General features: G+C 45.6%; 24 protein-coding genes. 13 read left to right on the top strand and 11 right to left on the bottom strand.

Features of this window, described 5'->3' with window-relative positions; all coding sequences use genetic code 11:
• Positions 1-42: 42 nt before the first annotated feature.
• The 8 genes from vscU to vscN are packed head-to-tail and all read right to left on the bottom strand — an operon-like array spanning position 43 to position 6,783.
• A complete protein-coding gene (gene vscU / locus R8N47_RS08405; RefSeq protein ID WP_005387129.1) occupies positions 43-1,092 on the bottom strand; it encodes a SctU family type III secretion system export apparatus subunit VscU in 1,050 nt (349 codons plus the stop codon).
• 15 nt (positions 1,093-1,107) lie between these two features.
• Positions 1,108-1,893, bottom strand: coding sequence for a type III secretion system export apparatus subunit SctT (gene sctT, locus R8N47_RS08400; RefSeq protein ID WP_031778955.1), 786 nt, complete (start codon positions 1,891-1,893; stop codon positions 1,108-1,110).
• A complete protein-coding gene (gene vscS, locus R8N47_RS08395) occupies positions 1,890-2,156 on the bottom strand; it encodes a SctS family type III secretion system export apparatus subunit VscS (RefSeq protein ID WP_005377227.1) in 267 nt (88 codons plus the stop codon). The genes sctT and vscS overlap by 4 nt, the downstream gene beginning before the upstream one ends.
• A gap of 13 nt (positions 2,157-2,169) precedes the next feature.
• Complete coding sequence (vscR, locus tag R8N47_RS08390) at positions 2,170-2,820, bottom strand: SctR family type III secretion system export apparatus subunit VscR (protein ID WP_005377232.1); 651 nt, start codon at positions 2,818-2,820, stop codon at positions 2,170-2,172.
• Positions 2,817-3,785 (bottom strand): SctQ family type III secretion system cytoplasmic ring protein VscQ, encoded by a 969-nt coding sequence (vscQ, locus tag R8N47_RS08385; RefSeq protein ID WP_064353983.1) that lies wholly within the window; start codon positions 3,783-3,785, stop codon positions 2,817-2,819. Before vscQ ends, vscR begins: the two co-directional genes overlap by 4 nt.
• Positions 3,782-4,993, bottom strand: coding sequence for a type III secretion system needle length determinant (locus tag R8N47_RS08380; protein WP_064353982.1), 1,212 nt, complete (start codon positions 4,991-4,993; stop codon positions 3,782-3,784). The genes vscQ and R8N47_RS08380 overlap by 4 nt, the downstream gene beginning before the upstream one ends.
• A gap of 9 nt (positions 4,994-5,002) precedes the next feature.
• Positions 5,003-5,464, bottom strand: a complete 462-nt coding sequence (locus R8N47_RS08375; RefSeq protein ID WP_064353980.1) for a type III secretion protein — start codon at positions 5,462-5,464, stop codon at positions 5,003-5,005.
• On the bottom strand, positions 5,461-6,783 hold the full coding sequence (vscN, locus tag R8N47_RS08370) for a SctN family type III secretion system ATPase VscN (protein WP_064353978.1): 1,323 nt from the start codon (positions 6,781-6,783) through the stop codon (positions 5,461-5,463). The genes R8N47_RS08375 and vscN overlap by 4 nt, the downstream gene beginning before the upstream one ends.
• Positions 6,784-6,968: 185 nt before the next feature.
• Here vscN and sctW point away from each other — a divergent pair, with 185 nt between their 5' ends.
• From sctW to R8N47_RS08305, 13 genes are all read left to right on the top strand, one after another.
• Positions 6,969-7,862, top strand: a complete 894-nt coding sequence (gene sctW / locus R8N47_RS08365; RefSeq protein ID WP_005388156.1) for a type III secretion system gatekeeper subunit SctW — start codon at positions 6,969-6,971, stop codon at positions 7,860-7,862.
• Positions 7,843-8,127, top strand: coding sequence for a TyeA family type III secretion system gatekeeper subunit (locus tag R8N47_RS08360; protein WP_005377239.1), 285 nt, complete (start codon positions 7,843-7,845; stop codon positions 8,125-8,127). Before sctW ends, R8N47_RS08360 begins: the two co-directional genes overlap by 20 nt.
• A complete protein-coding gene (gene sycN, locus R8N47_RS08355; RefSeq protein WP_005388159.1) occupies positions 8,114-8,488 on the top strand; it encodes a type III secretion chaperone SycN in 375 nt (124 codons plus the stop codon). Before R8N47_RS08360 ends, sycN begins: the two co-directional genes overlap by 14 nt.
• Positions 8,485-8,862, top strand: a complete 378-nt coding sequence (gene vscX / locus R8N47_RS08350; RefSeq protein WP_005377246.1) for a type III secretion system protein VscX — start codon at positions 8,485-8,487, stop codon at positions 8,860-8,862. The genes sycN and vscX overlap by 4 nt, the downstream gene beginning before the upstream one ends.
• Before the next feature lie 5 nt (positions 8,863-8,867).
• Positions 8,868-9,209: a type III secretion system chaperone VscY gene (gene vscY, locus R8N47_RS08345; protein WP_064353977.1), complete on the top strand. Its 342-nt coding sequence runs from the start codon at positions 8,868-8,870 to the stop codon at positions 9,207-9,209.
• Entirely contained in the window at positions 9,193-11,319 is a 2,127-nt protein-coding gene (gene vcrD, locus R8N47_RS08340; RefSeq protein ID WP_141135629.1) for a SctV family type III secretion system export apparatus subunit VcrD, read from the top strand. The genes vscY and vcrD overlap by 17 nt, the downstream gene beginning before the upstream one ends.
• A complete protein-coding gene (locus R8N47_RS08335; RefSeq protein WP_213913896.1) occupies positions 11,319-11,741 on the top strand; it encodes an LcrR family type III secretion system chaperone in 423 nt (140 codons plus the stop codon). Before vcrD ends, R8N47_RS08335 begins: the two co-directional genes overlap by 1 nt.
• A gap of 60 nt (positions 11,742-11,801) precedes the next feature.
• Complete coding sequence (locus R8N47_RS08330; RefSeq protein ID WP_054867031.1) at positions 11,802-12,086, top strand: LcrG family type III secretion system chaperone; 285 nt, start codon at positions 11,802-11,804, stop codon at positions 12,084-12,086.
• A gap of 10 nt (positions 12,087-12,096) precedes the next feature.
• Positions 12,097-13,920 (top strand): virulence-associated V antigen, encoded by a 1,824-nt coding sequence (locus R8N47_RS08325; protein WP_064353972.1) that lies wholly within the window; start codon positions 12,097-12,099, stop codon positions 13,918-13,920.
• A gap of 12 nt (positions 13,921-13,932) precedes the next feature.
• Positions 13,933-14,418 (top strand): SycD/LcrH family type III secretion system chaperone VcrH, encoded by a 486-nt coding sequence (gene vcrH / locus R8N47_RS08320; RefSeq protein WP_005377258.1) that lies wholly within the window; start codon positions 13,933-13,935, stop codon positions 14,416-14,418.
• Between the two features lie 7 nt (positions 14,419-14,425).
• A complete protein-coding gene (gene vopB / locus R8N47_RS08315) occupies positions 14,426-15,625 on the top strand; it encodes a type III secretion system translocon subunit VopB (RefSeq protein WP_005377260.1) in 1,200 nt (399 codons plus the stop codon).
• 10 nt (positions 15,626-15,635) lie between these two features.
• On the top strand, positions 15,636-16,640 hold the full coding sequence (vopD, locus tag R8N47_RS08310) for a type III secretion system translocon subunit VopD (protein ID WP_005377262.1): 1,005 nt from the start codon (positions 15,636-15,638) through the stop codon (positions 16,638-16,640).
• Positions 16,641-16,845: 205 nt separating this feature from the next.
• Positions 16,846-17,817, top strand: coding sequence for a TAXI family TRAP transporter solute-binding subunit (locus R8N47_RS08305; protein ID WP_064353970.1), 972 nt, complete (start codon positions 16,846-16,848; stop codon positions 17,815-17,817).
• A 293-nt stretch (positions 17,818-18,110) separates the two neighbouring features.
• On the opposite strand, the gene R8N47_RS08300 is transcribed toward R8N47_RS08305, so the two are convergent.
• From R8N47_RS08300 to R8N47_RS08290, 3 genes are all read right to left on the bottom strand, one after another.
• Positions 18,111-18,881, bottom strand: a complete 771-nt coding sequence (locus R8N47_RS08300; RefSeq protein ID WP_047102688.1) for a sulfite exporter TauE/SafE family protein — start codon at positions 18,879-18,881, stop codon at positions 18,111-18,113.
• A gap of 81 nt (positions 18,882-18,962) precedes the next feature.
• The gene (locus tag R8N47_RS08295; RefSeq protein ID WP_064353969.1) at positions 18,963-19,478 is read right to left on the bottom strand and encodes a hypothetical protein; all 516 of its coding nucleotides are present in this window, start codon (positions 19,476-19,478) and stop codon (positions 18,963-18,965) included.
• 279 nt (positions 19,479-19,757) lie between these two features.
• A complete protein-coding gene (locus R8N47_RS08290; RefSeq protein WP_005388177.1) occupies positions 19,758-21,284 on the bottom strand; it encodes a tripartite tricarboxylate transporter permease in 1,527 nt (508 codons plus the stop codon).
• Positions 21,285-21,288 lie beyond the last annotated feature (4 nt).

Below are 21,288 nucleotides of genomic sequence, written 5' to 3'. Positions count from 1 at the left end.
CTGGGCAGTTGTAAGCCCAGATCTTGAATGGGATGTGGTTTGTTAGTCCGCCTCGGACTCTAACGAAGCCAACCAACGAAGCACTTCCGCAGTTGCCTCAATAAGATCGCTTGGGATGTACTGGTCGACGTTACCGTCGGCGTATAGTGCACGAGCAAGAGGGACTTTTTGCATCACAGGCACGCCTTCCTCTTTAGCGATTGCGACCATACGTTTGGCTACCGCATCGGTTTCCATCAAAGTGATGACGGGCAGGGGCGTTTCGCCTTTCTTGTAATAAAGGCCAACCGCGATATGTGTTGGGTTTGTAACTAATACATTAGAACGTTTAACGTTTTCGCGTTGATTGGAGGCTTGTAGCTCTTGGTGCAACTGACGACGTTTGCTTTTTATTTCTGGACTGCCTTCCATCTCTTTGTATTCGCGTTTCACTTCGTCCTTGCTCATTTTGAGCTTTTTCGTGTGATCAAATTTCTGGTACGCAAAATCTGCGGCAGCGATGACGATGAAGCCTACCGAAGAGATAATCATTAATTGTTTAATCATGACGCCAGTAATGGTCGGGACACATTCTAGCCCACAAGTTGGAATTTGCATTAAAGCGTTGATGTTACCGCGTAATGTCACCCAGATAATGCAGGAAAGAAGAGAGACTTTAAGGATCGACTTGATAAACTCAATCACACTCTTAAGGGAAAAAATGCGTTTGGCCCCTTCGACGGGATTGATCTTTTTGATGTCGGGTTTAACGGATTCACCACTAAATAGGAATCCGAACTGCCCCATATTGGAAAAGATGGCGACGAGTGCAGCAACCAGAATAATCGGAGCGAGTAGATAGGCAATTTCTTTTGCGATGGCGATAGCGACATCGACTAGCGCATCTTGGAAACCCTGATAAGCAAGCTTACTTGGTAGGAGAATAAGCGCTGAGATGTGCGACATGTAATAATCGGCGAACGCAAACAGTACAATTATGAGCGCCAAAATTAATGCAGACGATACGATTTCTTGGCTTTTGGCAACCTGACCTTTCTGCCGAGCATCGCGTAACTTTTTTGCGGTGGGTTGCTCTGTTTTTTCTGCACTCATAAAGAATCCTAAGCGTTATTGCCAAATGGTATTGAGTTGTTCTGCGAATCGGGTAATGCCGTAAAACTGTACTTCAAAGTGATCCATCATTATTCCGAGATACACGATCAGTAAAACACTCGCGATGGCACTTTTTATTGGCATGGCAAGGAAAAAAACATTCAATTGCGGTGCAAAACGACTGATAAGCGCTAGACCAAACTCAGCAAGAAACATTGCCAACACTAATGGAGCGGACATCAACACACCAAGCCACATAAGCTGTTCAAATTGCGCGTAGAAGAAGCTCACCCATGCGTCGCTAACGGTTGGGAAAAAGTCCACGATCGGCCAAGATGTATAGCTTTTGAATAACGCATAGATAAAAGTGACAAAGCCCCCGCCAGAGAAGAACAGGGTAATCAACGTTTGGGTCAGTAATACCGCTGTTGGTGTGGATTGTGAGCCTAGCGTTGGGTTAAACATACTTGCCATGGCAGCCCCACGTTGGTTGTCGACCAGAAAACCGGCCGCTTCTATCGCCCAAAAGGGGATAGCAGCAACAAACCCTATCAATAGCCCAATTAATACCTCCTTACCCAAAATCATTATCAGCCAAATGCCGTCGGTTTCTGCGGGCAAGCTTTGCTGATTAATCATCGGAAATATAAACAGTGCGAGTGAGCAAAGCACACCATTTCTCACCATGGTGCCGCCTAACATTTGCTTGCTCAAAATAGGCAAAAAGATGAAGCATGCCATTAACCGAGGTAACGTCAGGCTGTACAAAAATAAAGCCTGGTGTAAGTCGTGATAACTCATCGTATTTGAGGAATTTTATCCATAGCAAGCGAGGCGAAGGCGTGGAGCTCTGCCCCTAGCCATTGCGTTGTGACGAACAGCGTAATAATGACCGCGATAAGCTTGACCACAAAGCCTAACGTTTGTTCTTGGACCTGAGTTAACGCCTGAATAAGCGACACCAATGTACCAACCAATGCTGCGACTAAAATCGGCGGTAATGACAAGTACAACACTAGGGTTAATGCTTGAGTCGTGAAATGAATGATTTCAGCAGAATGCATACTTTCTCCGTGATTAACCGTAACTCAACACTAAGCCGTGGGTGAGCTTTGTCCAGCCGTCAAGCAAGACAAAAAGCAGCAATTTGAAGGGGAGGGAAATCGTCATTGGCGATACCATCATCATCCCCATCGCTAGTAGGATATTCGACACAATTAGGTCAATAGCGATAAACGGTAAGTACAACAGAAAGCCAATTTCAAAAGCGCGAGTAAGCTCGCTGACGGTAAATGCGGGCAGTAAGAGCAATAAACTGTCCGACTCTAAACGGTCTACGTACTTCTGTGGCCACAATGTGCGTGCAGCATCAGTGAAGAATATGGCTTCGGTTTCCCGAATATGCTTTTTCAAAAATTCTCGATAAGGCTGTAAACCGCTTTCAATGAGGCCTTCTACACTTGCAGAATCTTCAAGGGAGATATCATGCTGCTTTACGTAGTCGTAGGTTTCAAACCCGACGGGAGCCATGATGAAAATTGACAGAATGATAGCCAATCCGTAAAGCGCCATATTCGGCGGAATTTGCTGTACACCGAGAGCGTTACGCAGCAGTGAGAATACAACGGCGAGTTTCACAAACGACGTCGCCATCATAGCGATAAATGGGATCAGTGCCAGCAGTGCTAAGCTGACAATGAGATTGAGCTCGTCGGGTAACTGGATCATGCTGGCTCCTGCGTGCCACCGAACAGCTCCAGTACGCGCACACCTAAATGTTCGTTAACATTAACAAGTTCACACTCACCAATGATTTTGCCGTTGGCACGCAATGTTACCGGCTTAGATACAGGCTGGTTTAGCTCGAATACGTACCCTGGCTGAAGCTGGTTAAGCTGCTCTAGCGTGATGGTTTGATGGCCGATATCAAACGTGAGTTCCACAGGCAGTTGCTGGTGGTCGGTTAACATTTCTGAAGTGTTTACGTCATTCATATTGGTTTCTTTTTCCATAATGTGAAGAGTTTGGTCATCCAGTTGGCAGCGCCAGAGATTCTGGTTAGATACTTGAAAAATGGCTTGTTTCTTGGCGATGTAACCATCGTCAAAAAAGATGACATCTCCCAGCTCGAGCGAATTAAATTCGCTTAACGTCAAATGGGTCCTTCCAAGACTTAACCACACAGGTAAAGCGAGGTGTCGAGCTTGTAGAGCAGCGCTGTTTGGTAGCGCATCCAACAACACGTCTGATCCTTCGCTAACCCACAAACAAAGAGAGCCGTTAGGCTTATTGAGGGTTAACATTAAAGTATGCTCTTGGGCCTGGCTCGCCTCTAACGGCTGTAGTTGACTAAGAATGGGTAACTGACCAAATAGCGCTTTGATTGCCTCACTATGCGGTTCTATCTGTGAGCTCAAAAGTGCTAACTGGAGGGAGTTAGGCAGGGACTCAAACGCAGTAGCATTTAAGGTCGATTTCAGCCAATGTTGGAGCTGCGCACGAGAAAAGTCTACTTGTAGGGTTTGCCCTCCAATCAACGTGGTTAAACGGAACCCTTCAAATGAAGGGATTTGCGCAACAGTAATCGATACGCTCTGACCATCAGTCCCTTGGAAGTGGCACTGTTTTGCACAAAGTTGATTGCTGAGCGCGATACTTTCTGCATCCACTTTGGGGATTATTAACGGCGTCATAGGTCATTCTCCGCTTGCCATTCTTCATACACGCTGCGTTGTTGGCGTGAGTGTTGTTGTTCATGTTGTTGTTGATCGAGCTGTTGAGTTTGTTCGCTGATCGCTAAGCGAAGTGGCTGCTCACCGCCGAATCGGTTTAGCCGTTCAGCAAGATCTTGTCTAGCTTGCTGGCTAATAATGGAAAGGGCATGCTCTTGTCGAATCGTCACGCTATACCCTTGAGCGTCCAACTTTATGTGGATCTCACCACCTTTTAATTGCCCTTCACTTAGAAACAGCCGAACCTCTTTGTTGTCCGATGCGGTTGGCAGAGCAACATAGATTTTGTCCACCAATTGCTGGAGTAATTGGTTTACGTCTCGCGTTGGGCTCGGTTGAGCCTGCGAAGCAACACTTTTTAGGATGACATCGCCTTGTGTTACCGCACTTGTAAAGGGTTGAGAAGGCACTTTTTCTTCATCCGTTTTAACGGCGACTAGTGCGCTTTTCGTCACGATTTTTTCAAGAGGCTTGGTTTCAGGCAGGCCACCAGTTTGGTCTGGTCGTTTGCCTGTATTCTGTAGCGACGGAGTTGCACGCTTATTGTGCGTTTTTTCAGTTTGCTTTTTCGTTAAGCCAACAATGTTAATCCCATATTGAGCGAGCTCTGTCTCTGTCGCACTTTGGGGAAGCAAGCCAGATTCAAGCGTAGAGAGACAATCCGGCGAGGTATGTTTATCCATCGGCGTCGGTTTATCATCTTTCAAATGAGCTTGAGCTTGAAAGTGAGGATCAACACGCTCGGTAGAAGGGGAGCTTAGAACTGTGTCGCCATCGCTTTTTCCATCATGTTTAAGCAATTTATTGTTTTTGCTAATTATTTCTTCGCTATTTGCTGCGTCGTCTTGCGATTTCTCTATATCTCTCTTACTGACGACGTCACTTTGACCTTTTAAAGTGGAGATGTTTTTGTCAGCGTTGGCTTCTTGGTTCGATAGGTTAAGTTTCTTATCTAGACCTTGAGATGTCTTATGCCTTAGCGGTATGTCTTCTTCGCCAGTATGATTTTTTTGGGGATTCCCAACGATAGACTCCTTTCCCTTGCTAGGCTTCTTCGTCATTGCATGCTCGAATTGTGATTGAAGCTCGGCCTCCTTCTCGAGAGGCGCTTGTTCCGGCGTTGATTTGTGCAGCGTATTCGATGTTTCAGTTGTTGGGGTAATGCGCATAGTGAACCTTTAGATAATGTCGACAGTGCGAAACTCTTCCTGTTCGAGTTCTTCTTGGTATTGCCTTTCTCGCGATTTTTCCGCGACTTCTTGTTGCTGCAACTGAACGAATTTTTCTTTGGTTTTATGGGCTTGTCGCGCCTCTTTTTGCTTTTCTTTAAGTGCCGAGCGTTCGATTTCAAGCGCTTGTTTTGACTCGGCCACACGTTGTTTAAGTTCGGCTTCTCTCTCTCTTAACAACGCGACTTCTTGTCTTAATGTTTCTAGCTCTTTGAGAACGAGCGTTTGTTGTTTTGCTTTAGCAAAACGTCGCTCTTCTTCTTCCTGGCGCCAAACGTGATAGTCTGCGACAGAACGTTCGGCCTTTTGAACCTGTGCTGCGGCGTTTGACACTCGGTATTCTTGACGCTTGACGGCTTTATCCGCACGTTCAGCGCGAATTTTTTTGATTTCTAATAAGCGTTCTATCATTGTTTCGCCATCCCTTTAAGTTGAGCGATAGCGCCATCAAGATCGCTTGGTTCATGAGTGCCTTGGCGTAAAAAGGCGCGTATATCATCACTTTGTGCAATGGCCAAATCCGCTCGACTATCTGCGCCATGTTGGTATTCGCCAATTTTGATTAGCAGTTCAACTTCTTCATACTTAGCTAACATTTCGCGAATATGAGCAGCAGACGCCTGATGATCGGATTCAACGATTTGATTCATCACTCGGCTTGCTGACCGAAGTACATCAATCGCAGGGTAATGGTTCATTGCGGCAAGTTTACGCGAGAGAATGATGTGCCCATCTAAAATGGAGCGAGTTTCATCCGCGACAGGCTCTGTCATGTCGTCACCTTCCACCAACACGGTGTACAGTGCTGTAATTGATCCTTTGTCTGATTGTCCAGCTCGTTCCATCAGCTTTGGCAAAGCGGCGAAAACGGAAGGCGGATAGCCACGTCGTGTTGGTGGCTCGCCTGCGGCTAGTCCAATCTCCCTCTGTGCGCGGGCGAAACGCGTTACAGAATCCATCAGCAGTAGCACGCGTTTACCTTGGTCACGAAAATATTCTGCGATAGAAGTGGCAACAAAAGCGGCTTTGGCGCGCTCCATTGCTGGACGATCAGAGGTAGCGACCACTAAAACCGATTTGGCCATTCCTTCTTCGCCTAGGTCATGCTCAATAAACTCGCGCACTTCGCGTCCGCGTTCACCAATTAAGGCGAGAACGGTCACGTCAACTTCTGCGGAGCGAATCAGTTTTGCCAGTAGGGTACTTTTACCCCCGCCGGCCGCTGCAAAAATACCCATGCGCTGACCTTCACCACAGGTCAGTAGCCCATCAATGGATCGAACGCCAAGAGAGATTGGCTTTTCAATTAGTTTACGTTGCATTGGTGGTGGCGCATCGCGATAAACAGGATACCAAGCACTTGGTTCTTGACTTTGCGTACCGTCGAAAGGACGTCCAAGCCCGTCAAGCGTTGTACCTAACAGGTGGTCGCCAACACCCACTTCGTGCATTTTACCCATTGGGCTTACTTCTGTATTTGAGGAAATCCCAAACATATTTCCTAACGGAGTGAGCAGAGCGTGATGCTGCTGGAAGCCAACCACTTCCGCTAACAAAGACAGAGTTTGATCGGGATTACGCAACTCACACAGTTCACCTACACGAACGCCAGGGACGACAGCTTTGATAATGGTGCCGGTGACTTGTGTCACGCGCCCGCGAATTTGGATCAAACGCGTTTGTTTAATCGCAGATTGTTGGATATCAGTGATGTATGAGAAATCGTTCAAGGTAAAAATATGCGCAATGATTGATGCTGAGAGGATAGAAAGTATAAGAATCAATTTATAGTGAATATCAGTCGGGAGTTTTTAGAAAACTGAAAGCGCACTAAAAAAACACGTCTGATTTTGACAGCTTCAACAAAGCGCACTTCCTATAATTCGCCTGTATTGTGCGGAAGGAGTGCAAGTGAATGAGTATTATCAACAATCATATCGCAACAAATCCAAAGTTTGATGCGTCTATCCAAAACGGGTTGGAATCGTCTCGTCCCGACGTTTCACAAAAAGGCAATTATCGCGGTGAAACCGTCCGTGTTCACAATGCTACACAATCACTTTTTGATGCGATGGAAGAACTCACTTCACTCGGTTCCGAAAAAGCAGAGAAAGATCTGACCAAGCGCAAAGTGAAAGACAGTGGTGTTCGAGTTAATGAAGCACATGAACTCGTTTCGGACTATTTAAGAAAAGTCCCTGATCTTGAAAAGAATCAAAAGATCAAAGATTTGGCTACAAAAATGGCGGGAGGAAATATCTCGACCATCGCGCAATTACAAGCCTACTTGAATGGGTTTTCCGAGGAGAAAAGCCATCAATACCTCGCGCTAAAAGCCGTTAAAAAGTTTTTGAGTGCGAGTCCAGAAAGTAAACACCTACTAGCGCTGATTGACCAAGCACTTCTAAGAATCGAGCAAAACCCAGATACATGGTCTCAAATCGATACGGAAATCCGCGTCTCAAATTTTGCTGATGAATACAGCCAAGAGCAAGAGTTTAGCTCTTTGCATCAGCTGCGCGGCTTCTACCGCGATACCGTTCATAGTTATCAAGGGCTCGGCGCGGCTTATCAAGATGTAGTGGCGCGCTTTGGTGAGCAGGAGGTATCGACTGCTGTTGACTTTATGCTGCAAGGCATGAGTGCAGATCTTAGTGTTCAAGGTAGCAGTATCGATTCGGTTAAGTTGCAGTGGTTGATGTCCGATATGCAAAAACTCAAAACTCTAAATACGTTGCAAGATCGTGTGAATCAGCTGTTCCAAATGTTTAAACCGGAAAGGACGAATTATGGCTTATCAAGTTTCTAATTTGATGGCTGATGTGATTGCGTTGGTAGAGCAGCGATGGGTAAGCAGTGATGAGATATGGAAAGTCGCCAACGCAATGGAATTGACGGCGGTAGAACAAAAAATCGATTTTTTTCGAGAGTTCCATAAGTTAGTTCGCGCAATCCCAATTGACGTATTCGCCGATGAAGAACAACGACAGAATTTAATCCAAGCGGTACAAAAGGCGCTAGACGAAGCCATTGATATAGAAGAAGAGGAAGCGTGGGAAGATGAGTTGGATTGATGCATCCGTCGATGAATTTTGCCGAGGAATGGGGCTCGATGCCGTCGATTTCTCATCAGCTGGACGGGTGCAGCTGGATTTTGAGCAAAGTGGTACGCTGCATATTGAGCGACAGGGTGAGCAGTTATTCTTGATGTTGTCTCGAGCGTTATCTTGGCATCAAACCAGTGACATGATTCAAAGTGCACTGTGTTTGTGTCATGCCGATCAAGGCTGGCCTTTCGAAATTAAAACCGGCTTGTTAGATGAGCAAACTCTGGTTTTTTCAGCAAGGCTAAAAGGAGAAGAAGTAACACTTCCGACCTTAGAGCAAGCGTTTACGCTTTTGGCTCGTCTACATAACGATGTGGCAGGCTCATGACTCGAGTTAGCACTTTAAACGTAGGCATAGAAGCCTTCACGCATGTTACTCATAGTGAGGTTAAGGCCGATTTCCCTGAACGGTTTCAATTACTTCCGGATGGACAGGCGGTCGCTACGCATTTAGAGAAGCTCTATGACCTCCGGCCTTCAGACCAATATCTCATCGCGTTAACTAAGCCCAAGCTGCTGCACTCAGAGTTGTTGCGTCCAGAAAAATACCGTCAACAATTTGATGAAACGTTAGCTCAGCTGCAAGTTCTTGCACAGGATTCAGGCTCCGCTTCTTTTATCAAAGCATCTGAAACGCTACAAAGTACACAACTTGATCAGCGTTACCTCACTATGGCGCTCAATCTCCTTATCCAGGTCTAACCAACATGTTGAGATCCAAAGACATTGAACTCTTACTTGTTCACGCTGCGCTACAAGTTCAATACCAAAAGCCAGAGCATGCCATTTCTATTCTCGATGCGGTTCTAGAAATAGAACCGCAGCACAAAGAGGCGATGCAAACACTTGCTGTGGCGTGTTTACAAAGTGGTCGATATACCCGGGCGATTGAGGTGTGTGAGCACCTATTAAAATCCGACTTTCATCCTGACTCGGCAGGACTCTGGTTTTGTTTAAGCCAAGCGCGTTGGAAACAAAATGACGTCGATGGAGCACGCCAAGCGCACCGACGCTATCTGCAATCTTTAAATAGTGAATCACATGAATAGGTTGATCGATATTCTAAACAAAGTAGGGCAACGCAAAGACATCATGCTTGCGGTGATGTTACTCGCGATCGTCTTTATGATGATATTGCCACTTCCTACCGCACTGGTGGATGTACTGATTGGCACCAACATGAGCATTGCAGTGGTGCTGCTTATGTTAGCGATTTACATCACCACGCCACTTGAGTTCTCTGCATTTCCTGCGGTGCTATTGATCACGACATTGTTTCGTCTGTCTTTATCTATCACGACAACCCGTTTGATCTTGCTACAAGGCGATGCTGGTCAAATCGTTTATACATTCGGTAACTTCGTTGTGGGCGGTAACTTAGTGGTCGGTATCGTTGTGTTCCTGATCATTACCATTGTTCAGTTTATGGTGATCACCAAAGGCTCAGAAAGGGTAGCAGAAGTTAGTGCGCGCTTCTCACTCGATGCGATGCCTGGTAAGCAGATGAGTATTGACGGTGACATGCGTGCCGGAGTAATTGACGTACACGAAGCTAGGCACCGACGATCACTGATTGAAAAAGAAAGCCAAATGTATGGCTCGATGGATGGCGCGATGAAGTTCGTTAAAGGCGACTCCATTGCGGGTCTGGTCATCATTGTGGTCAACATCTTAGGTGGCGTCACGATCGGGGTAACGCAAAAAGGCATGAGTGCTTCTGAAGCACTTGAGTTGTTTGCGATTTTGACCGTTGGCGATGGTTTGGTATCGCAGATCCCGGCACTCTTTATCGCGATTACCGCCGGTATTATCGTGACGCGTGTTTCTCATGAAGACTCTTCTGATCTTGGATCGGATATTGGTGGGCAGGTGATTGCTCAGCCACGTGCGCTTCTTATTGGTGGTGTGCTTTTGGTGCTGTTCGCACTCATCCCTGGGTTTCCAAAAATCACTTTTCTGGTCTTGGCCGCCGTGGTTGGTGGTGGTGGTTTCTTCCTTTTCTATCAACAGAAAAAACAAGCGGAATCAGATAGCACCGACTTATCAAGCTTTGTTTCGCAAGGGGCCGGTTCGCCAGCAGCGAAGCCAAGCAAACCCACGCCTTCTAGAAACAGCAAAGGTAAGTTAGGTGAGCAAGAAGAGTTCGCCATGACGGTCCCGCTGTTGATTGATCTTGACGCGAGCCTTCAGGAAAGCTTGGAAGCAGTCGCATTAAATGAAGAGCTAGCAAGGGTGAGGCGCGCACTATATCTCGACCTAGGCGTGCCTTTCCCAGGCATCCACCTGCGCTTTAACGAGGGGATGCAAAATGGCGAGTACTTAATTCAGTTACAAGAAGTCCCGGTTGCACGAGGACGAATTGTTAAAGATCAACTCTTGGTGACAGAAGGGAATGAACAGATCGATTTATTAGGCGTGCCTTATGAGCAAGATGAAGATTTTCTACCTGGTATTTCTAGCATTTGGGTGGCACAGAGTTATGAGCAAAAACTCGTAGCCAGTCATGTCGGTTTTCTCACACCCGACAGAATTTTAACGTACCACTTGTCTCATGTTCTCAAGGAGTACGCACAAGACTTTATTGGTATTCAGGAGACGCGTTATCTGTTGGAGCAGATGGAAGGCAGTTATTCGGAGCTAGTCAAAGAGGCCCAGCGTATTGTTCCGTTGCAAAAAATGACGGAAATCTTGCAACGCTTGGTTTCTGAAGACATTTCTATCCGAAACCTTCGCGTGATCTTGGAAGCGATGGTTGAGTGGGGCCAAAAAGAGAAAGATGTTGTACAGCTGACGGAGTACATTCGTTCCAGCTTAAAACGTTACATTTGCTACAAATACGCGAGCGGACAAAACATGTTGCCCGCTTACTTATTGGATCAAAATCTCGAAGACACAATACGCAGCGGTATTCGTCAAACCTCAGCAGGGAGTTACTTGGCGTTAGACCCGTCAGTAACGCAACAATTTGTCAGTGATGTGAAACAGACCATTGGTGACTTAAGCCGCATGCCGAATAAACCTGTGCTAGTTGTGTCTATGGATGTACGCCGATATGTGCGAAAGCTTATTGAATCGGAATACTACGATCTGCCCGTTTTGTCATTTCAAGAACTAACCCAGCAAATCAATATTCAGCCACTTGGAAGGGTGGGGATGTAATGAAAACAAAACTAATACTCTCGCTGGCGCAAGCGGGGCTCGAAGTGACGCCATACTTTTGGCAACAAAGTGAAATTCAACTTGGTTATCGAATTGAAGTTGAGGGCTTAGAGCTCGTTTTTCGGGTGGAGGACGGTGAAATCATCATCGTTCTTCTGAAACGCGTTCGTCCAAAATTGGGGTTGAGTAACCCCTTTGCCGGATTATTTCTCTTGGCTGAACATGCCATTCAACTTTATCCCTCCGATTGGGTCATTCGCGGCAACGTCGATGTGTTACGTGGTAGCAACATGAGCAGCCAGCGATTGGCACAGTTCTATCTAAAAGCATGCGGTGCAAGCCATGATGAGCTAGACGACTGGTACTGTTTACGCCTAGCAGATTATAGACCTTTGAAAAAGTTGAAAAAGTTGAAAAAGTAAAAACTCACGACTGTTACTGACAGCACCGATGAGATGACCCGCTTTAAGATAGGAATCAAGATGAAGCAACCGTTTACCGATGCGATTGAGAACGCTGAGCTTGCCATTAGAAAAGCTGAAGACAGAACCGATATTTTTAACGAGCTATTGGAAGGCTTAGGTGTTGGTCCTGTTGCGGGTGATGTTTTACTTGGCGGTATAAAAGCGCCAGTAAATACCATGAAACGTGCAGAGCAAGAGCTAATAGACGAAGTCCAGCGCCGCCGGCAACAACAAAATCAGCTACAAGGTACGTCAGGTAAACGCAGAAAGCGTCCCACAGTGATGCGCGGCATGATGATTTAGAGGTTTGGAAATGACGAATATGAAAACGACTGGCTCTACGACAGGAGCAACAGACACAGCTGCGAGTAGTGCACCATTACCCACTTTCCAACAAAACTTGATAGAGGCATTTACCCCTGTACTGGGTGAAGCAGAGACTCAGCAACTTGCCTCTCTAATCTCTTCATTGCCAACTATCTCGGGACAAACGGAATCACAAAGCATCGCGCTTTATGTTGATACACTTGAAAACCTAAAAGCGAAAAATAACGCGTTTGCTGATATATCATTGACCGACACCGCATCTGTTTGGATAAAGTCGCTACAAAGTGCTAACTCAGATGGCGAATTAACCGCAGCCGAGTTTAATGCTCAAACAAACCAAACGCTATCAAATCAGTTTCAGGCTTGGTTTAGTAAGTTACTGACGGAAAACGTAGATAGCTCGTTATCTACTGAGTTTGTTAGTCAATTTAATCTGGGCACTCAGGGTAACCAAGCGGAGCAGATCGCCAACCTCTCCGAGACAGGTCTGGCTAATGCCACCAAAGAAATTTCTCTTTTTGTTGCAGAGCTTGCTAATCAAATGGGCTCCCGTGAAGTGAGAGATGCTTCTATTTCTTTTCTTCGCAATGCCTTTAGTAGCTTAGGTTCCGTTAATCTCGCGCAACTGAAGAGCTCGGACTTTCTGTTGACTAAAGAGAGTTTCGCCCTTCAAGTCTCAGCTCAATTAAAAAGTAGTTTTCAAGGCATTGGTATTACTTTAAGCACCGATGACGCAAGTGCGCTAGCTAGCAGAATTACCTGGACTCCTGGTATTTCTAAACAGCAGCTTAAAGAAGCGTTAGATGAAATGGCCGCTCAAGTGAAAGGCCAATATAGCGCAGCTTATGGTGAGGCGAGTGGAACGAACAATCTAAAAGCAGCACTTAACACTGTTATTGGTGGAACTGAGCCTTTGACCCTTTCTAGCTTGTTCGCCAACTTCGCGGTGAGTTTAACAAATATAGAAATCGACGACTTTTACCAGGACAGCGCGATAGCCGATGTCCAAAAGACACAGATAACGGCAGCTCAAGTTAATTTGATCAAAGAAAACACCGAACGAGATATCCGATTACAGTTTGAAAAAATAGTAAAAGGTGAATCTACCGGGGCTTCATTTACTGAGCGATACGAGGCATTGCGCAAGAACTTAGGGGCATTGAAAGAGCGTCTACTCAATATCACCGATAAAGAGAAAGCGGATCGCGAGGTGAGAGCAGAGCACTCTCTAACGGCTCGTGATTTGTTGGCCGTTGTTGAGTCCAGCATTGGAGACCGTTTTGATGAGCAAGTGCTGCTTGCACTAAATGAGCGTCGTGTTAACCGTTTAGAGAAACGTAATGACCAGAAAGAGGCATTAGAGGATCTCACAATACAGCTTAAAGTTTTTGGTGTTGTGCAATCAAAAATTCACTCTACGCAAAGTGTTGATGGGGTTTATAAACCGGGATATCCAGAAAGTAACTTCAAAGCGAGTGACTTTAACTACAGCAATCAAACGGATTTTGAAGCTTCACCTGAGTACAAGTATTTGACGGATAATAAGATAACAAACCATCGAGACTTCCTTCAAACACAAGGTATTACTATCGGTGATGGTGCGTCGTACCAAGACGAAGAGAAGTCGAAAAAACTGTCTAATTTTTCTAGTTCTGTCAGTGCTAAATCCAAGTTGCTTAACGATGAAGTGCAAATCAAAACCACTGAGCTGAACGACACCAGTTCTCAATACAACTCGACCGTTGAAGCGATGAACAAGTTTGTTCAGAAGTACCACAGTATTTTACAAGAAATCCTACGAGCCATTTAAGGATAACCAACCATGACTAAAACAAACGCGACCGATCCATCCCAAATGCAAGCAGAAGAGCTGCTGTCTTTTCTGGAAGAGGGAGGCACGCTAAAAATGTTGCACGATGTGTCTCAGGACACCATCGAACACATTTATGCCGTAGGTTACAACTTTTTCCAATCGGGAAAGATTGAGCAAGCAGCGAAAGTATTTCAATTACTCAGCATGCTTGATCATTATCAGGCGCGATTTTTCATTGGCCTTGGCGCGGCTCGTCAGGAGTTGGGTGAGTATCTGCAGGCAATAGACGCCTACAGCTACGCAGCGCTAGTGGACGTAAATGATCCACGCCCACCTTTTCACTCTGCTGAATGTCACCTGAAACTGGAACAACTGACAGAAGCAGAGAGTGGGTTTTACAGCGCGAAGGAGATGTCTGCCGGAAAATCACAATATGCAGATTTGCATGAGCGTGCAGGCATCATGTTAGAAGCGGTGAGAAATAAAAAGGAGTAATTAGACTATGAGTTCTATTGCACTTGACCGCATCCAGACACAGGTTTATAGCCCTGAATCTGGCCAAGCCACGTTAGATAACGTGCAGAAAACGGCGTCTACAGCGACGCCTTCTGTGACGGTAGAAAACGTGAAGAGTAAAGATGCAGATGTACTGAACACCGGAAAAGTAAAAGTTCAGTTAGATGCACCTAACGCAGCTGTTAGTGACAAAGTGAATGATTTGACGCTAAAAGCCATGGCACAGCTGCAAAAGATCGTCGATACCATTGCAAAATCTCTCCATGCAGTTGCAGACCAAACAGGTTCGATTGCCGTCAAAATCATCGCAGGATCTGCTGATGATTTTGAAGTAGAGCTTGCTGCTATCACGGATAAACTGAAAAGTGCTCAAAACGAGCTGAAAATTCAGGAAGTGAAGGTCGCAAAAGCTAAGCACGAAAAAGAGATGGTGGAAAACCAAGACAAAATCAAAGAATCGGAAGCCGCTGCAAAAGAAGCCCAAAAATCAGGCTTAGCAGCGAAGATCTTTGGTTGGATCAGTGCGGTGGTTTCTATTGTTGTTGGTGCCGTAATGGTGGCAACGGGTGTTGGTGCAGCAGCCGGTGCACTTATGATCGCTGGTGGCGTCATGGGAGCAGTGAGCATGGCGTTGCAAGAGCCAGCCGTTCAAGATGCGCTAAAAGAAGCGGGCGTAAATGTCGATGTGCTAAACAAAGTCGTAATGGCATTAGAAATCGCCGTCGCGGTTATTGGAGCTGTTGTGACGTTTGGTGGTGCAGCAGCTGGCGGTATCGCGAAACTTGCAGCAAAAGGTGCTGGTAAGGTAGCTCAAAAGGTCACGGAAATCGCTACGAAAGCCGCTGCAAACATGGCGAAAGTGGCGGATATGGGCACAAAAGCTGCGACAACAACAGCGAAAGCGATTCGTTATGGCGCAGAAACCGTCGATCTTGCCGTCAATGTGGGTAAAGGCGCAACGGACAGTGTCCATGCTGCTAACAATGCTCACGTGACAGAGATTCAGGCTGATATCACAGACCTTCGAGCCAAAATGACGTTAAGCCAGGCTGTCATTGATAAGCTCAAAGAAGAGATTGGTAAGTTGATGGAAGACTTCCAAGAGCTGATGAGCCTCATCATGCAAATGATTCAAGCGAAAAGTGAAACTATGCAAACGGTGTTAAGCCGTCCTGCAACGGTATAAGGAGTTTATTATGCTAGATAAAGTAGGCGGAACGGGTCGTGGTGAACTATACGGTTTAGGCGATACCATAAAAACCAACAAAGCAGAAAAAGCGCCGGAAACAAAGCTTGAAGCGGGCGCCGTTAAAAGCCAAAGTGAGTCAGGTGTTTCTGGTGCAGCACGCTACCAGTTAGAGACACCTAAAGCTCCTACAGTGAGTAACCAAGCTCAAGTTGTTGCAAACCTAATGAGCGCTCTTGCACCGACGGTGAGCTCATTAATGAGCACAACGATGAAAGCGCTTAACGGTGAGGAGGTGATCAAGTCACCATCAGATGCGGTATCACAATCGTTGACGCTATTAACATTGTTGTATCAAGTATCAAAGCTGAGCCGTGAGCAGCAAGTGCTACAACGTGAAATTGCTGTTGAAGCAAACGTCGCGAGTTTAGAAAGCCAAGCGGCAGAACTCAACAACTCGGCAAGCGCAATGATCGCGATGGCAGTCGTTTCGGGTGTATTAGCGGGTGCTACCGCAATTATTGGTGCCCTTGGTTCTTTCAAAGCAGGGAAAGAAATCAAGAATGAAATGGCGAGCAATAATGTACTGAAAACGCAAAAAGCTGGCTTCGATCAAGCAGAAGAGTTATTAAATAACAATAGCTTGTCTAAAACGCAGCAAGATCAGGTTAAGCGTGCGCACTCACTAGCGAAAGACAATATCGCAGACACGACAGCGCAGCTGACAAGTGGTGGCCGTAAGTTCGATAAGTTGATGAGCTCAAACCAAGCGAAGAATGCGATTCTTCAAGCTTTGGGCCAGATGGCAAACTCAGCATCGAATGTAGAGCAAACCAAAGCGCAAGCGCGCAGCAAAGATGATGAAGTACAAGCGACTCGCGCACAAGCAGCCAAACAGAAAGCCGATGAAAACATTGGTTTCCAAGAAGGTTTATTGAAAGAGCTACGTGACTTGTTCCGATCTATCTCAGATAGCCAGAACCAAGCGTGGCGAGCGTCAGTCCCAACGGTGTAACCATCCGTTTCACTAACTACAAAGCGTTGTTTATACAACGCTTTTTTTATGGGATAAAAGTATAAACGCTATTTATCAGCAGGTTAAGTTGATAAAAAAGTATATATCTATAAATCAACCTCCAAGGATGAGAACTCAAACGTTATCAAATTGTTAACGGTTGCTATACTTAAACGGTCATCAACACAGGTAAAAGGGATGTTCAATGTTTAAGTTTAAGCAAATCGCACTTGCGGCTTCTTTGGCTGCACTCACAACAGGCTTTTCTGCGTCTGCGGAGGAAACGTTTGTCACGATTGGTACCGGTGGCGTAACAGGGGTTTATTATCCGACTGGTGGCGCTATTTGTCGCTTGGTTAACAAATCGCGAGAAGATCACGGTATCCGTTGTTCGGTAGAAAGTACTGGGGGATCGATTTATAACATCAACACTATTCGTGCTGGTGAATTGGACCTCGGTATCGCGCAATCAGACTGGCAGTATCATGCTTACAAAGGAACCAGTAAGTTTGAAGAAAGCGGGCCTTTTAAAGAGCTACGCGCCGTATTCTCCGTTCATCCAGAACCGTTTACTGTCGTTGCACGTAAAGACGCGAACATCAAAACTTTTGATGATTTGAAAGGTAAGCGCGTTAACATTGGTAATCCTGGTTCTGGTCAGCGAGGTACTATGGAAGTGCTAATGAACCAGTATGGTTGGAGTAACGACGACTTTAAGCTTGTCTCTGAGTTAAAAGCAGCAGAGCAATCAAAAGCACTTTGTGATAACAAAATTGATGCGATGATTTATACCGTTGGTCACCCAAGTGGAGCGATTAAAGAAGCCACTACGTCGTGTGATAGTAATATCGTAACGGTAGCTGGACCTAATGTAGAAAAGCTGGTTGCAGACAACAGCTTCTATCGTGTCGCAAATGTCCCGGGTGGTATGTATCGTGGCACAGATAGTGATGTTCAAACCTTTGGTGTGGGCGCGACGTTTGTTTCTTCTACTGCGGTACCAGAAGATGTGGTTTATAACGTGGTTAAAGCGGTATTTGAAAACTTCGATGATTTCCGCCGTCTCCACCCAGCGTTTGCAAACTTGAAGAAAGAGGAAATGGTAAAAGACGGTTTATCTGCGCCTCTTCACCTAGGTGCGCTCAAATACTACAAAGAAGTAGGGCTGATTAAGTAAGCGTTACCTTCTCTTATTATTGATGTAAAACGCCATCTTTCTCGATCAATGCCACTCGTTTAACTGCGAGTGGCATATTTCTATCTCTCGTCATCCTGTACAGCGACGAAGGAGCGTGATACAGGATCTTCCATCCGAGCACTTTGTGATCAAAATGGTTTCATTAGCCGCTCAGTGTAGTGCTATTAGATTCCTAACCTCGCTGGAGTGACACAAAAAATCGTTAAGCTATCTGCATTAATCTTTCGCGCTGGTGTTTTTGTAGGAGTGTTATCCACTTGTACAAGTTTTGCTTAAACATAAACATCAATGAAAAAGTAGATAGTGATGAGAATAGAAGAAAGAGCAACAAACCCTTTAACATGATTAGGATTCAGTTGACGAGAGACACGAGCTGCAAGATACCCACCTACCAACGTACCGACCAAAACAACACTACCTGTGTGCCAGTCAATGGAGCCATTGGCAACAAAAATCACGATAGCAATGAGTGAAACACACGTAGATACGAGCAATTTCAAACCGTTCATTAAATTAATGTCTTGGTGGCCAGCTACTACCAGATAGCTCAGAACAATAACCCCTAAACCTGCGTTGAAAAAACCACCGTAAGCAGAGACACCAACAAGTAGTAAACCCAACGCGATTGCTCCGAGTATGCCAGCATGTTTGTGCTCTTTCGCGACAGTTTTGATTAGCATTGTTAAACGAGAACCGGTGAGAAAAAGCACGGTGGCAAATAAGAGTAACCAAGGGATAGCTTCCATAAATAGCGATTCTGGCGTGTTGAGCAACAGATATGCTCCGACAGCGCCGCCGACTAAACTGAATGAGACTGTGAACAGCAGTTCATGCTTGTTCTTCATGATCTCTTCTCTGAACCCGACGGCTCCACTAATGTAACCCGCACATGAAGCATATGTGTTTGTTGCGTTAGCCATAATAGGAGGAACACCAACTGCCAATAGAGCCGGAAAAGTAATAAAGCTTCCGCCTCCCGCTATGGAGTTAATGATCCCACCAATTACGCCAGCAATGAATAAAAGTGAGAGTTCTAAAAGCATAAACAATCCTTGTTATGTTCTTTTTTATTGTTAGAGCTTCAGATGATCTAACCTACATGCTCTAATGTTCTGATATGAGGTTTACTTTACCCGCTCTAAAACAAAATTGTTCAGTTCTGTAACGTTTTTGATGACATGAACGGCTTTACTTTGAGAGTACCCTTCGAGACGATACATAAAGTCATCATTCCAGAATGCGGGGCATTGCTGAAGAACTTTGTAGCTTTGTAACGTTCCTTTCAGTACCGAACTACCATCAGGCCAACCTTCAGGTTTTATGAATAGTCCTTTAAGGAGACGTTTCGTCACAAACCAATAGCTTACGGAGTATGGTAGATCAATATAAATGAGAGTATCGGCTGCATCTAAACGAGCGTTGAAAGAGCTGATCGGTCCAAGGCCATCTATAATCCAACGATCTGAGCTTAGTATATTGCTATGGGCTTCATCAAAAACGTTACGCTCAACGGGATCACCGTTTGGTTTATAGACTATTGAATCTAATTGATGAAGAGGAAGACCGGTAGCCGACGCGATTACTTTACTTACCGTCGATTTTCCACTGCCGGGTTTACCAAAAACTGCTATTTTTTGCATTGTGACCGCCTCCAAGAGAGCTTTTCCCATACGGTAGAGACAGAAAACCCACCGCTATGGGTGGGTTCGATAAATACTGAGCGCATCAAAAAATCCCACCATTCCTATGGAATGATGATAATTCGTTGGTTAAGTTGCGCTAAGTGTGTGTTCATACAATCACCTTCATATAACGACAGTGATTTGTCAATACCATCTGCACAACAAGCGAACGATTTGGAAGGGGGAAGATAAAGCCATCACGATGGATGGCTTTATCTAGGTTGAAAGAGACAGCGATTACTGCTCAACGCTGACTGGCTGTGCTTTAAACTTTTGAATCAGCTTTACGATTAGTGGACTTGCCAATACCAATACAGCTAAAACAGTAAAGGTAAGGGTAATAGGACGCTCCCATAGGAAACTCAGTTCTCCATCTGAAATCATTAATGCGCGGCGTAAGTTCTCTTCCATTAATCCTCCAAGGATGAAGCCCAGCAATAAAGGTGCGAGCGGGAAGTTAGCGAGCCGAAGTGCAATGGCAGCCATAGCAACAATCAGCATCACGAACACATCCATAGTGTTAAAGGAGACCAAATAAACCCCGGTGATTGAGAAGAATAAAATCATCGGTAGAAGCACCGTTCTTGGAACCGCCAAAAGCTTTGAAATGTACGGAATCAACGGTAAGTTCAGGATCACAAGTACGATGTTGCCGAAGTACATGGAAATGATCACTGACCAGAACACATCTGGGTGTTCAACAAACAGGCGAGGGCCAGGTTGAATACCATAAGCGATCAGAGCGCCGAGCATTATTGCTGTTGTACCAGAACCCGGAATACCAAGCGTTAATAGCGGTACAAATGAACCACTAGATGCTGCATTGTTCGCAGACTCTGGCGCAACCAAGCCACGGATACTGCCTTTACCGAACTCATCCTTTTTCTCTTTAGGTGCGAGGTTGCGCTCCATACCATAGCTTAAAAAAGCAGCAATGGTTGCCCCTGCGCCAGGAAGAACGCCAGTGAAGAAACCTAATATTGAAGAGCGAATTGAAACAGGCGCAACATCTTTGATTTCTTCCTTGGTCACTTTCATTGAGCCAATGTTGCTCAGCTTTTCTTGTTCTTCATCGCTGGTGTCTTTTGATGGTTTAAGGATGCCCATCAGTGTCTCACCCAGTGCGAATGTCGCCATTGCAAGCAACAAGAAGCTAAAGCCATCCATTAAATCCGTTAAACCGAAGGTAAAGCGTTCAACGCCTACGCCTTTATCGATTCCAACTGTAGATAGCATCAAACCAAGAATGGTCATCATCCACGCTTTGATTACCTGACCTTTCCCCGCAAAAGCCGCGACTGCTGATAACCCAAGTAGCATCAACGCAAAATAGTCCGACGATTGGAAGCTAAGGGAGACGCTAGCCAATGCTGGTGCGGCAACAAGCAACATAATGGCAGATAGCGTACCGCCAGTGAAAGACGAATAAGCTGCCAAAGCTAATGCTTTACCTGCCTGGCCTTTTTGAGCCATTGGGTAGCCGTCGAATGCTGTGACCACGGTTGAAGAACAACCCGGCGCGTTAATTAAAATCGACGATGTAGAACCACCAAATACCGCACCGTAATAAACACCCGCCATTAAAATAAGGCCAGAGGAGGGCTCTAGGCCATAAGTAATTGGGATCATCAAAGCAATGGCTGAGATCGGCCCAAGTCCAGGTAACATGCCGATAAATGTACCGACGAAGCAACCAACGATCACCATCATAATGTTCATTGGCATTACTGCGGTGGATAAACCTTGTAGAATTCCATCTAACATAATT

This window comes from Vibrio sp. 2132-1 (assembly GCF_033344315.1).
This window is presented reverse-complemented; position numbering and strand designations above follow the sequence as displayed.

Coding starts and splice junctions, on each gene's coding strand:
- vscU (WP_005387129.1), bottom strand. CDS start 1,092: ATGAGTGCAGAAAAAACAGAGCAACCCACCGCAAAAAAGTTACGCGAT.
- sctT (WP_031778955.1), bottom strand. CDS start 1,893: ATGAGTTATCACGACTTACACCAGGCTTTATTTTTGTACAGCCTGACG.
- vscS (WP_005377227.1), bottom strand. CDS start 2,156: ATGCATTCTGCTGAAATCATTCATTTCACGACTCAAGCATTAACCCTA.
- vscR (WP_005377232.1), bottom strand. CDS start 2,820: ATGATCCAGTTACCCGACGAGCTCAATCTCATTGTCAGCTTAGCACTG.
- vscQ (WP_064353983.1), bottom strand. CDS start 3,785: ATGACGCCGTTAATAATCCCCAAAGTGGATGCAGAAAGTATCGCGCTC.
- R8N47_RS08380 (WP_064353982.1), bottom strand. CDS start 4,993: ATGCGCATTACCCCAACAACTGAAACATCGAATACGCTGCACAAATCA.
- R8N47_RS08375 (WP_064353980.1), bottom strand. CDS start 5,464: ATGATAGAACGCTTATTAGAAATCAAAAAAATTCGCGCTGAACGTGCG.
- sctW (WP_005388156.1), top strand. CDS start 6,969: ATGAGTATTATCAACAATCATATCGCAACAAATCCAAAGTTTGATGCG.
- R8N47_RS08360 (WP_005377239.1), top strand. CDS start 7,843: ATGGCTTATCAAGTTTCTAATTTGATGGCTGATGTGATTGCGTTGGTA.
- sycN (WP_005388159.1), top strand. CDS start 8,114: ATGAGTTGGATTGATGCATCCGTCGATGAATTTTGCCGAGGAATGGGG.
- vscX (WP_005377246.1), top strand. CDS start 8,485: ATGACTCGAGTTAGCACTTTAAACGTAGGCATAGAAGCCTTCACGCAT.
- vscY (WP_064353977.1), top strand. CDS start 8,868: ATGTTGAGATCCAAAGACATTGAACTCTTACTTGTTCACGCTGCGCTA.
- R8N47_RS08335 (WP_213913896.1), top strand. CDS start 11,319: ATGAAAACAAAACTAATACTCTCGCTGGCGCAAGCGGGGCTCGAAGTG.
- R8N47_RS08330 (WP_054867031.1), top strand. CDS start 11,802: ATGAAGCAACCGTTTACCGATGCGATTGAGAACGCTGAGCTTGCCATT.
- R8N47_RS08325 (WP_064353972.1), top strand. CDS start 12,097: ATGACGAATATGAAAACGACTGGCTCTACGACAGGAGCAACAGACACA.
- vcrH (WP_005377258.1), top strand. CDS start 13,933: ATGACTAAAACAAACGCGACCGATCCATCCCAAATGCAAGCAGAAGAG.
- vopB (WP_005377260.1), top strand. CDS start 14,426: ATGAGTTCTATTGCACTTGACCGCATCCAGACACAGGTTTATAGCCCT.
- vopD (WP_005377262.1), top strand. CDS start 15,636: ATGCTAGATAAAGTAGGCGGAACGGGTCGTGGTGAACTATACGGTTTA.
- R8N47_RS08305 (WP_064353970.1), top strand. CDS start 16,846: ATGTTTAAGTTTAAGCAAATCGCACTTGCGGCTTCTTTGGCTGCACTC.
- R8N47_RS08300 (WP_047102688.1), bottom strand. CDS start 18,881: ATGCTTTTAGAACTCTCACTTTTATTCATTGCTGGCGTAATTGGTGGG.
- R8N47_RS08295 (WP_064353969.1), bottom strand. CDS start 19,478: ATGCAAAAAATAGCAGTTTTTGGTAAACCCGGCAGTGGAAAATCGACG.
- R8N47_RS08290 (WP_005388177.1), bottom strand. CDS start 21,284: ATGTTAGATGGAATTCTACAAGGTTTATCCACCGCAGTAATGCCAATG.